At 52.4% G+C, this 11,486-nt stretch carries 7 protein-coding genes; 2 read left to right on the top strand and 5 right to left on the bottom strand.

The annotated features are described in order from the left end of the window. Positions 1-3 precede the first annotated feature (3 nt). The 3 genes from nrdB to ubiG all read right to left on the bottom strand — a co-directional run bounded on the left by nrdB (position 4) and on the right by ubiG (position 4,652). Positions 4-1,134: a class Ia ribonucleoside-diphosphate reductase subunit beta gene (nrdB, locus tag J5224_RS22010; RefSeq protein ID WP_195314691.1), complete on the bottom strand. Its 1,131-nt coding sequence runs from the start codon at positions 1,132-1,134 to the stop codon at positions 4-6. A gap of 87 nt (positions 1,135-1,221) precedes the next feature. Continuing rightward, on the bottom strand, positions 1,222-3,507 hold the full coding sequence (gene nrdA / locus J5224_RS22005; RefSeq protein ID WP_264627387.1) for a class 1a ribonucleoside-diphosphate reductase subunit alpha: 2,286 nt from the start codon (positions 3,505-3,507) through the stop codon (positions 1,222-1,224). Between the two features lie 422 nt (positions 3,508-3,929). Further along, the gene (gene ubiG / locus J5224_RS22000; RefSeq protein WP_264627386.1) at positions 3,930-4,652 is read right to left on the bottom strand and encodes a bifunctional 2-polyprenyl-6-hydroxyphenol methylase/3-demethylubiquinol 3-O-methyltransferase UbiG; all 723 of its coding nucleotides are present in this window, start codon (positions 4,650-4,652) and stop codon (positions 3,930-3,932) included. 220 nt (positions 4,653-4,872) lie between these two features. Here ubiG and gyrA point away from each other — a divergent pair, with 220 nt between their 5' ends. Both gyrA and rcsC read left to right on the top strand, forming a co-directional pair. Beyond that, positions 4,873-7,509 (top strand): DNA topoisomerase (ATP-hydrolyzing) subunit A, encoded by a 2,637-nt coding sequence (gene gyrA, locus J5224_RS21995; RefSeq protein WP_264627385.1) that lies wholly within the window; start codon positions 4,873-4,875, stop codon positions 7,507-7,509. Between the two features lie 121 nt (positions 7,510-7,630). Then, the gene (gene rcsC, locus J5224_RS21990; protein WP_264627384.1) at positions 7,631-10,501 is read left to right on the top strand and encodes a two-component system sensor histidine kinase RcsC; all 2,871 of its coding nucleotides are present in this window, start codon (positions 7,631-7,633) and stop codon (positions 10,499-10,501) included. A gap of 94 nt (positions 10,502-10,595) precedes the next feature. On the opposite strand, the gene rcsB is transcribed toward rcsC, so the two are convergent. Together rcsB and J5224_RS21980 are read right to left on the bottom strand one after the other, a co-directional pair. Continuing rightward, complete coding sequence (gene rcsB, locus J5224_RS21985; RefSeq protein ID WP_264627383.1) at positions 10,596-11,249, bottom strand: response regulator transcription factor RcsB; 654 nt, start codon at positions 11,247-11,249, stop codon at positions 10,596-10,598. 8 nt (positions 11,250-11,257) lie between these two features. After that, positions 11,258-11,486, bottom strand: a 229-nt coding sequence (locus J5224_RS21980; protein WP_264627382.1) for an Hpt domain-containing protein, incomplete at its 5' end; no start/stop codon positions are given.

Genomic DNA, 11,486 nt, shown 5'->3' with positions numbered 1-11,486 from the left:
GGCTTAGAGCTGGAAGTCACTCAGATCGTCGGCGTTGATTTCAGAATCAATTTGGCCGACCAGATAAGAACTCACTTCCACTTCTTGCGGAGCAACCTGCACGTTGTCAGAGACTAGCCAGGCGTTAATCCACGGGATCGGGTTAGTGCGCGTTTGGAAGGGTAATGGCAACCCTACCGCCTGCATGCGGATATTGGTGATGTATTCAACGTACTGGCAGAGAATGTCTTTGTTCAGGCCAATCATCGAGCCGTCGCGGAACAGGTATTCCGCCCACTCTTTTTCCTGCTGTGCCGCCAGCACAAACAGGTCGTAGCATTCCTGTTGGCACTCCTCGGCGATTTGCGCCATTTCCGGATCGTCCTGGCCGGAACGCATCAGATTCAACATATGCTGGGTGCCGGTCAGGTGCAGCGCTTCATCGCGGGCGATCAGTTTGATGATTTTGGCGTTGCCTTCCATCAGTTCGCGTTCGGCAAAGGCGAATGAGCAGGCAAAACTGACATAAAAACGAATCGCTTCCAGCGCGTTGACGCTCATCAGGCACAGATACAGCTGTTTCTTCAGGGCATGCAGATTCACGGTGACGGTTTTACCGTTAACCTGATGCGTGCCTTCGCCCAGCAGGTGGTAATAGCTGGTCAGTTCGATCAGATCGTCATAGAAAGAAGAGATGTCTTTTGCACGTTTCAGAATCTCTTCATTGGTGACGATATCATCGAACACCAGTGCCGGATCGTTGACAATATTGCGGATGATATGGGTATAGGAACGGGAATGGATGGTTTCTGAAAACGCCCAGGTTTCAATCCAGGTTTCCAACTCAGGGATGGAGATCAGCGGTAACAAGGCGACGTTCGGGCTGCGTCCTTGAATGGAGTCCAGCAGCGTTTGGTATTTCAGGTTGCTGATGAAAATGTGTTTTTCGTGTTCCGGTAATGCCTGATAGTCGATGCGATCGCGAGACACATCCACCTCTTCGGGACGCCAGAAAAAGGAGAGCTGTTTCTCGATCAGCTTCTCGAATATTTCATATTTTTGCTGATCGTAACGCGCGACGTTAACGGACTGACCAAAGAACATCGGTTCCAGAAGCTGATCGTTTTTATTCTGTGAGAAGGTGGTATAAGCCATAGGGCTGTATCTCCAAAAAGGGACAGGAGGCGTTTAACCGCCTCCTGAAAAAAACTTACGTAAACAATATCCTATGCGGGAAACGGCTTAAATCTTGCAGGCACCGCCTTCGCAGCCGTCATCCTGTGCATCGGTCAGGATATCTTCCTGAACGTCTTCTGCACCGTCACGGGTGTTTTGATAGTACAGCGTTTTCAACCCGAACTTATAGGCGGTGAGCAAGTCAGTCAGCAACTGTTTCATCGGCACTTTTCCTGACGGGAAGCGCGCCGGATCGTAGTTGGTGTTGGCAGAAATAGCCTGATCGACAAACTTCTGCATCAGTCCCACTAATTGCAGGTAGCCGTCATTGTTCGGCATTTCCCACAGTAACTCGTAGGCATCCTTCAGGGTTTCGTAATCCGGCACCACCTGGCGCAAAATGCCGTCTTTTGACGCCTTGATACTGATGTGCCCGCGCGGTGGTTCAATACCGTTGGTGGCGTTGGAGATTTGTGACGAAGTTTCCGATGGCATCAACGCAGAGAGCGTGGAGTTACGCAGACCGTGTGTTTTGATACTGTCGCGCAGTGTTTCCCAGTCATAATGCAACGGTTCGCTGCAAATACCGTCCAGATCGCGCTTGTAGGTGTCAATAGGCAGCACGCCACGGGCATAAGTCGTTTGGTCAAACCACGGGCAGGCACCCTGTTCGCGCGCCAACTCGTTTGAGGCTTGCAGCAGGTAGTACTGAATGGCTTCAAAGGTTTTGTGCGTCAGATTGTTGGCACTGCCGTCGGAGTAGCGCACGCCGTTTTTCGCCAGATAGTAAGCAAAATTGATAACGCCAATACCGAGCGTGCGGCGGCCCATAGCACCGCGTTTGGCGGCCAGAATCGGGTAATCCTGATAGTCCAGCAGGGCGTCTAACGCACGTACTGCCAGGCGCGCCAGGTCTTCCAAATCGTCCAGGCTATTCAATGCGCCAAGGTTGAACGCGGAGAGGGTGCAGAGCGCGATCTCGCCTTTTTCGTCGTTGACGTCTTCCAGCGGATGGGTTGGCAGCGCAATTTCCAGGCACAGGTTGGACTGACGCACCGGTGCGATGGTCGGTTCGAACGGGCTGTGGGTGTTGCAGTGATCGACGTGTTGAATGTAGATACGGCCGGTCGAGGCGCGCTCTTGCATCATCAGTGAGAACAGATCGACCGCTTTCATGGATTTTTTGCGGATGCTGTCGTCTTTTTCATACTGCTGATATAAGCGTTCAAACGCGTCCTGATCGGCGAAAAACGCGTCATACAGACCGGGCACGTCAGAAGGGCTGAACAGGGTAATTTCTTGCCCTTTGACCAGACGCTGATACATCAGCTTGTTCAACTGCACGCCGTAATCGAGGTGACGTACGCGGTTGCCTTCCACGCCACGGTTGTTCTTCAGCACCAGCAGGCTTTCCACTTCCAGATGCCACAGCGGGTAAAACAGCGTTGCCGCACCGCCGCGCACGCCGCCCTGTGAGCAGGATTTCACAGCGGTCTGGAAATGTTTATAGAACGGAATACAACCAGTATGGAACGCTTCACCGCCGCGAATTGGGCTACCCAGCGCGCGGATACGACCGGCGTTAATGCCGATACCGGCACGCTGTGAAACGTATTTCACGATAGCGCTGGAGGTGGCGTTGATGGAATCCAGGCTGTCGCCGCACTCGATCAACACGCAGGAACTGAACTGGCGGGTTGGGGTACGCACGCCGGACATGATTGGCGTTGGCAGCGAAATCTTGAAGGTGGAAATCGCGTCATAGAAGCGTTTGACGTAATCCAGACGCGTTTCGCGCGGGTAGCCGGAGAACAGGCAGGCCGCCACCAGTACATACAGGAACTGGGCGCTTTCGTAGATGTCACCGGTGACGCGGTTTTGCACCAGATATTTCCCTTCCAACTGCTTGACCGCAGCGTAAGAGAAGGTCATGTCGCGCCAGTGATCGATGAAAGCGTCCATCTGAGCGAACTCTTCTGGCGTGTAGTCCTGCAACAAATGGGTATCGTATTTGCCCAGTTCCACCATTTTGGTGACGTGATTGAACAACGTCGGTGGTTCAAACTGGCCGTAGGCTTTCTTACGCAAGTGGAAAATGGCTAAACGTGCAGCCAGATATTGGTAGTCCGGGCTGTTACGTGAAATCAGATCGGCGGCAGCTTTAATAATGGTTTCATGAATGTCGGCGGTCTTGATGCCGTCATAAAACTGAATGTGGGAGCGCAGTTCGACTTGGGACACTGACACATTGTGCAGGCCTTCTGCTGCCCAGGTAATCACCCGGTGAATCTTGTCCAGATTGATGCGTTCTTTGCTGCCATCGCGTTTGGTTACTAGCAGGCTCTGGTTCATGTGGTGTAGTACCTATCCGTTTTTCCCAATGTAGTAGCGTTTTCCCGATCGAAAACGCACACGACAGTCTAGTGCTGCGGTGTGTGGGGTAAACACTACATATAGGGGTTTTGGTTTTGAATGATAACAAGATAGTGAGAATCTTCGGCTATTGCAAGTGAACAAAACACACCGAAATTGTGGATAACATGGGGAGGAATTGTTACACACTGGCTAAATGCCTGTAGCGTTGCGGCCTTAACTTTTGTCAATGGATGGGGATAAAAAAATAAAAAATTGATCGATTGCCGCTTTTTTCTGCGTACAGAAAATTCTTAATTTGATCAGCGTCTAAGGTTATGACAGTCGAGGGAATGGCCGATTGGCGACGATATCACCAATCGGCGTTGCAAAGGCAAGCGATAAAGCCAGCCAACGCTGACTTATTCAGCGCCGCGCTGCGTATGCAGCATATAGTTTACGTCCACATTAGGGCCGAGCGTGAAACGATCGCGCAGCGGGTTATAGTGCAGACCGGTAATGTGCTGTTCCGCCAGCGGGGTCTCGTCCACCCAATGCAATAACTCCGCCGGGCGAATAAATTTCTTCGCGTCATGGGTGCCTTTCGGCACCATTTTCAGCACGTATTCAGCGCCGAAAATCATCAATAACCAGGCTTTTGCATTGCGGTTGATGGTAGAGAAGAACACGTGTCCGCCGGGTTTGACCAAGGCGGCACAGGCGCGTACTACCGATTGCGGATCTGGCACATGTTCCAACATCTCCATACAGGTCACCGCGTCATAGTGCCCGGCGTGCGCCGCGGCGTGAGACTCCACGGTTTCCTGCACATACTGCACGCTGACGCCGCTCTCCAGCGCGTGCAGTCGGGCAACCTGCAACGGTTCAGCCCCCATGTCTAATCCGGTAACCTCTGCACCTTCGCGCGCCATGCTCTCCGCCAGAATGCCGCCGCCACACCCGACATCTAGCACCTGCTTGCCAAACAGCCCATCGGCGCGGCGCGCGATGTAGTCAAGTCGCAGCGGGTTGATGCGGTGCAGCGGTTTGAATTCACCTTCCAAATCCCACCAGCGGGAAGCGACGGCTTCAAACTTGGCGATTTCATCATGATCGACATTCTGCGTCTGTGTTTCTGCGTTCATGCGGTATACAACCTTTTGTTATTCTCATCTGCGGTGAGTATATCGGGTGTAGGCAGGATGTAGTAGCGATTCTCCTTTTGGTCTGGGCGATGCAAAAGGCGGTGAATGAAAGAAAAGCGTCATTACGGGTGCGCGTATTTTCCCTGTCAGGTGGGTTTTGTGCTATCATTTTCCACCTTTTGAACTCGGGTTGATGCATTAATAGAGGGATAGCGGCTCCATGAGCGACCTTGCCAGAGAAATAACACCGGTCAATATCGAAGATGAGTTGAAAAACTCCTATCTGGACTATGCCATGTCCGTTATTGTCGGGCGTGCCTTGCCTGATGTTCGTGACGGCTTAAAACCCGTGCACCGACGCGTGCTGTACGCGATGAGCGTGCTGGGAAATGACTGGAACAAACCCTATAAAAAATCGGCCCGTGTGGTCGGCGACGTTATCGGTAAATACCACCCGCACGGTGATTCCGCCGTGTATGAAACTATCGTGCGCATGGCGCAGCCTTTCTCCCTGCGCTACATGCTGGTAGATGGTCAGGGTAACTTCGGGTCGATAGACGGCGACTCAGCGGCAGCCATGCGTTATACCGAAATTCGCATGTCGAAAATCGCCCACGAACTGCTGTCGGATCTGGAAAAAGAGACCGTCGATTTTGTGCCTAACTACGACGGCACAGAACAGATCCCCGATGTGATGCCGACACGTATTCCTAACCTGTTGGTGAACGGTTCTTCCGGTATCGCCGTGGGGATGGCGACCAACATTCCGCCCCATAACCTGACGGAAGTGATCGACGGTTGCCTGGCGTATATCGAAGATGAAAACATCAGCCTGGAAGGGTTGATGGCGCATATCAAAGGGCCGGATTTCCCGACCGCCGCGATCATCAACGGCAGACGCGGCATTGAAGAAGCATACCGCACCGGGCGCGGCAAAATTTACATCCGCGCACGCGCCGAAGTGGAAGTGGACGACAAAAATGGTCGTGAGACCATCATCGTGCACGAAATTCCCTATCAGGTGAACAAAGCGCGTCTGATTGAAAAAATCGCCGAGTTGGTGAAAGAGAAACGCGTCGAAGGCATCAGCGCATTGCGCGATGAGTCTGATAAAGACGGCATGCGTATCGTGATTGAGATCAAACGCGATGCGGTGGGTGAAGTGGTACTGAATAACCTCTACTCGCTGACTCAGCTTCAGGTTTCGTTCGGCATCAACATGGTGGCATTGCATCAGGGCCAGCCGAAGATCATGCCGCTTAAGGACATTCTGGTTGCCTTTGTTCGTCACCGTCGTGAAGTGGTGACGCGCAGAACCATTTTTGAACTGCGCAAAGCGCGTGAGCGTGCCCATATTTTAGAAGGCCTGGCGGTTGCGCTGGCAAATATCGATCCGATTATTGAAGCGATTCGTAATGCACCAACGCCGGCAGAAGCCAAGGCGGCATTGATTGCGCGTGCCTGGGATCTGGGCAACGTTGCGGCGATGCTGGAGCGAGCGGGTAATGATGCTGCGCGCCCTGACTGGCTGGAGCCGGAATTCGGGATCCGCGACGGTAAATACCACCTGACCGAGCAGCAGGCTCAGGCGATTCTGGATCTGCGGTTGCAAAAACTGACCGGTCTGGAACATGAAAAGCTGCTGGATGAATACAAAGAGTTGCTGTTGCAGATCGCTGAACTGCTGCGCATTCTGACCAGCCCTGAGCGTTTGATGGAAGTCATCCGTGAAGAGCTGGAAGCCATCAAGGCACAGTACAGTGACGAACGCCGTACTGAAATCACCGCTAACAGTGCTGACATCAATATCGAAGACCTGATCAATCAGGAAGATGTGGTGGTTACGCTTTCCCATCAGGGCTATGTCAAATACCAGCCGCTGAGCGACTATGAGGCGCAGCGTCGTGGGGGCAAAGGCAAGTCAGCGGCACGCATCAAGGAAGAAGATTTTATCGACCGTCTGCTGGTGGCTAACACCCATGACACTATCCTCTGTTTCTCCAGCCGTGGCCGCCTCTACTGGCTGAAGGTGTATCAACTGCCAGAAGCGAGCCGCGGTGCGCGTGGGCGTCCGATCGTCAACCTGTTGCCGTTGGAGCCGGAAGAGCGCATTACTGCCATTCTGCCAGTGCGTGAATACGAAGAAGGCCAAAACGTGTTTATGGCGACCGCCAGCGGTACGGTGAAGAAAACGGCGCTGACCGAGTTTAGCAATCCACGTTCGAAAGGGATTATCGCCGTTAACCTCAATGAGGGTGATGAGCTGATCGGTGCTGATTTGACTGACGGTGAGAACGAAGTGATGCTGTTCTCTGCCGAAGGCAAGGTGGTGCGTTTCTCCGAAGCGGCTGTGCGTGCGATGGGGCGTACCGCTACCGGTGTGCGCGGTATCAACCTTCAGGGCGACGATCGCGTCGTGTCTCTGATCGTGCCGCGCGGTGAAGGTGATATCCTTACCGTCACGCAAAACGGCTTCGGTAAGCGTACTGCAGTGAGTGAATACCCGACCAAATCCCGTGCGACCAAAGGCGTTATCTCTATCAAAGTGAGCGAGCGTAACGGTAAGGTTGTCGGTGCGGTGCAGGTTGATGAGCTGGATCAGATCATGATGATCACCGATGCCGGTACGCTGGTGCGCACCCGCGTCTCTGAGGTCAGCATCGTAGGCCGTAACACCCAAGGCGTGACGCTTATCCGCACCGCGGAAGATGAAAACGTGGTAGGGCTGCAACGTGTTGCTGAGCCAGTTGAAGATGAAGAGCTCGACAGCGTGGCAACCGCGCCGGGTGAAGTCGCCGAAGAAGAAGACGGCATTGATGATGCCGAAACCGACGACGATGTGGCTGACGACGAATAATCGCGCGCTACACCGGTGAAACCAAAGCCAGCACCTCAGATGCTGGCTTTTTTTATGCGCTCTCGGTACTGTATCGACAAGCCTTTCCCCTGCAACCGTTTACCGACTTGATGGAATAACTTTGAAATACCTCGCTTCATTTCACACGACGCTGAAAATTTCCCGCTACCTGTTCAGGGTGCTGGCGATGATGTTATGGATGCTGGGGGCGCTGATTTCCATCTTCTATTTCAGCAAGGTACTTAACGATAAAGAAGCTGAGTTACGTCTGGAATATAACCAGAGCTACGATCAGTCGCAGGAGTATATTCGTCGCACCACGGATATTGTGCGGGAATTACGCTATGTGGCCGTCAGCCATGTTAATATGGCACCCGCGCACGCCACGCCGCCTGCTGCCAATACCCTGCGCACACCGCTGCTTTCGCTCTATCCCTTAGCCGCAGGTGCAGACTGTCAGGCGATCTATCAGACCCAAAAAGGGCAGTTAGATGCCGTCAGCGCTTTTTTTACCGATTGGCAGGATAACTTCTCTACGGTGTACGATCTGAACCGGGTATTTTTTGTCGATGGTGCCTGGCAGTGCATGATGGATTTCGGTATCCGTAATCAGGCGCTGGATCGCGATAATTTGTTGCAGAACCTGCAAGAACGTTTTGCCGATAAAAGGCATGCGACGCAGGGGGAATGGCGCGATGAAACGGTGTATTGGATAACCCCGGCCTCCGATCCCGATATTGGCTATCTGTATGCCATCACCCCGATTTATAAAGGGGATCGTCTGGAAACCCTGATGGGTATCGAGCAAACCATCCGCCTGGATGATTTTGTTGCCGCAGGCAAATTTACGGTCGGAGCCAAATTGCTCGATCAGTTCAATCAGCCGCTGCTGCAATTTACCGATAAAGAGCGCAATGGCTCGATAACGTCCAGTTACCCGAACGATCGCACCTATTTTGGTTATGTGGACGGTTACGACGAAATTATTCTGAAGAAAGCCTTACCGCCAACCACCTTTAATATCGTCTATTTCATGCCGTTCAGCGTGCTGCTCTCGCAGTTAAACTCGCTGATTATCAACATCGTGTTGTTAAACCTGCTTTCTGCGCTGGTGCTGTTTATTCTCGCCTGGACGTTCGAACGCAAGATGTTTATGCCCGCGCAGATTAACGCCTTTCAACTGGAAGAGAACGAACAGTTTAACCGTAAAATCGTGGCCTCTGCGCCGGTAGGCATCTGTATTTTACGCATCAGCGACGGCACTAACCTGCTTAGCAACGAACTGGCGCATAACTACCTGAATTTGTTAACCCATGAAGACCGGCTCAAGATCACGCGCATTATCTGTGAACAGCAATCAAAATATGTCGATGTGCTCACCAGCCGGAACCATCACCTGCAAATCAGTTTCGTCCATTCGCGTTATCGCAATGAAAATGTGGCGATTTGCGTGCTCTCCGATGTGAGCGCGCGGGTGAAGATGGAAGAGTCTCTGCAAGAAATGGCCAATGCCGCTGAACAGGCGAGCCAGTCGAAATCGATGTTTTTGGCTACCGTCAGCCATGAACTGCGCACGCCGCTGTACGGGATTATCGGTAATCTGGATTTGCTCCGTACCAAAAGCCTGTCGAAAGATGCGAATCGATTGGCGGCGGCGATGCAGAACTCTTCGGCACTGCTGCTCAAAATCATCAGCGATATTCTCGATTTTTCCAAGATAGAGTCGGAACAGCTTAAAATCGAACCGGCTATTTTTACCCCGCAGGAAGTGGTCAGTCACATCACCAGCAACTATCTGCCGCTGGTGGTACGAAAAAATCTGACGCTCTACTGCTTTATCGATCCCTCGGTACCAGCAACCTTGTCCGGCGATCCGGTGCGCTTGCAGCAGGTGCTCTCGAATCTGGTGAGCAATGCGATTAAATTTACCGATACCGGCTGCATTATCTTTCAGGTGAGTTGCACTGACGGCTATCTCGAATTTTGGGTACGGGATACTGGCGTGGGGATCAATCCCCGCGAAGCGCTCAAGCTGTTCGATCCTTTTTTCCAGGCAGGCAGCGGTGTTCAGCGCCATTTTCAGGGCACCGGGTTGGGGTTGGCTATCTGTGAAAAACTGGTGAACCTGATGGATGGCGATATGTCGCTGATATCGGAACCCGGACTGGGCAGTCAGTTCGGTATTCGTATCCCGCTCTATCAGGCACGTTATGAAACGCCGACGGTCAGCGATGCGCTCAGGCAGAAAACCTGCTGGCTGCGGATGCGTAATGCCAGTCTTGAGCACAATGCGCTCAGCTTGCTGCATCAATACGGTCTCTCTGCTGCCCGTTATTCTGATCAGGTCGTGCAGGAAGACGACATCGTTATCAGCGATTATCCGCAGGCTACGCCGTCGCTTTCGCGCTGGAGTGTGTTGTTTAATCACGTGCACATTGGTAGCGCACAAGAGAGTGAGGCTGGGCGCTGGGTAATAAGCACCGCCGGATTGCCAGATTTGCCCGCGCTGCTGGAACGTCTGTGCCGCAATAAAGACGGGGAAGAGGAAACCTCAGCCGTGCCGGGTACACGCGCCCAAGCGCACTATAACCTGGTGGACAATAGCGACATATTGATTCTGGTGGTGGACGATCATCCGATCAACCGTCGTTTGCTCGCCGATCAGCTCGGATCGCTGGGCTATCAGGTGATTACCGCTAACGACGGTGTGGATGCGCTGAGCACATTGGCAAAGCAAACGGCTGATATCGTGCTGACCGATGTCAACATGCCGAATATGGATGGCTATACGCTGACGCGTACCCTGCGCGCGCAGCACTGGGAAGCGCCGGTGATTGGCGTCACCGCCAACGCGCTTGCGGAAGAACGACAACGCTGTCTGGCAGCGGGGATGGATAACTGTTTATCGAAACCGGTTACGCTGGATGTGCTGCAACAGTGTTTGTCGCAGTACAGCGAGCAAGTGCGTGAACAGCGGGGTAGTGCAACGTAAGTGCGTTAACTGTAGTGTTCGTCAACGGTAGTGTTCGTCGTTCCTGCGTCAACAGGAACGACGGGGAGACAGTGCGAACGGGAGATGTCAGTGTTTACGCACTTTCTCCCGGTTCGGCACCGTTGATGGAGGAGAGGTATTTCAGCAAGGCAATATCGTTATCAACACCCAGCTTGGTCATGGCAGATTTTTTCTGGCTGCTGATGGTTTTAATGCTGCGGTTCAGCTTTTTGGCAATTTCCGTCACCAGAAAGCCTTCTGCAAACAGGCGCAGCACTTCGCTCTCTTTCGGTGACAGGCGTTTGTCGCCGTAACCGCTGGCGCTGATTTTTTCCAGCACCTTGGCAACGCTATCTGGGGTGAATTTCTTGCCCTTTTGCAAGGCCGCCAGCGCTTTGGGCAAATCGGTCGGTGCCCCTTGCTTCAATACAATGCCTTCGATATCAAGATCCAACACCGCGCTTAAAATGGCGGGGTTGTTATTCATGGTCAGTACAATGATCGCCAGATGGGGAAAATGGCGTTTGATGTATTTGATAAGCGTAATGCCATCACCGTATTTATCACCGGGCATGGATAAATCGGTAATTAAAACGTTGGCATCCAGTTTCGGCAGGTGATTGATCAGTGATGTTGAGTCTTCAAATTCACCCACCACGTTAACCCACTCAATTTGTTCAAGCGATTTTTTAATGCCAAAAAGGACAATCGGATGGTCGTCAGCGATAATTACGTTTAAATTACTCATCGTTTTATTTACTCGTCTTGTTGGCCATTAGGCTGCAATAATACACGGACCAGTTCGTCGATCTCATCAATATCGTGTTTGACTTCTTCACTCGCCTGTTCGGTAATATGCCGCTCAAGTTGTTCACACAATTGTTTGCCAGGGTGCAGATTTAGCATGGCAAACACACCTTTAAGTCGATGCGCCGTTTGTGCCAGCGTTGAAAAGTCGCCTGTTTCTGCATCAGTATACAGTTTG

Source organism: Candidatus Symbiopectobacterium sp. NZEC135 (assembly GCF_025962695.1).
This window is presented reverse-complemented; position numbering and strand designations above follow the sequence as displayed.

Excerpts from the sequence above, each read along its gene's own strand:
- nrdB (WP_195314691.1), bottom strand. The coding sequence starts at position 1,134 with ATGGCTTATACCACCTTCTCACAGAATAAAAACGATCAGCTTCTGGAA.
- nrdA (WP_264627387.1), bottom strand. The coding sequence starts at position 3,507 with ATGAACCAGAGCCTGCTAGTAACCAAACGCGATGGCAGCAAAGAACGC.
- ubiG (WP_264627386.1), bottom strand. The coding sequence starts at position 4,652 with ATGAACGCAGAAACACAGACGCAGAATGTCGATCATGATGAAATCGCC.
- gyrA (WP_264627385.1), top strand. The coding sequence starts at position 4,873 with ATGAGCGACCTTGCCAGAGAAATAACACCGGTCAATATCGAAGATGAG.
- rcsB (WP_264627383.1), bottom strand. The coding sequence starts at position 11,249 with ATGAGTAATTTAAACGTAATTATCGCTGACGACCATCCGATTGTCCTT.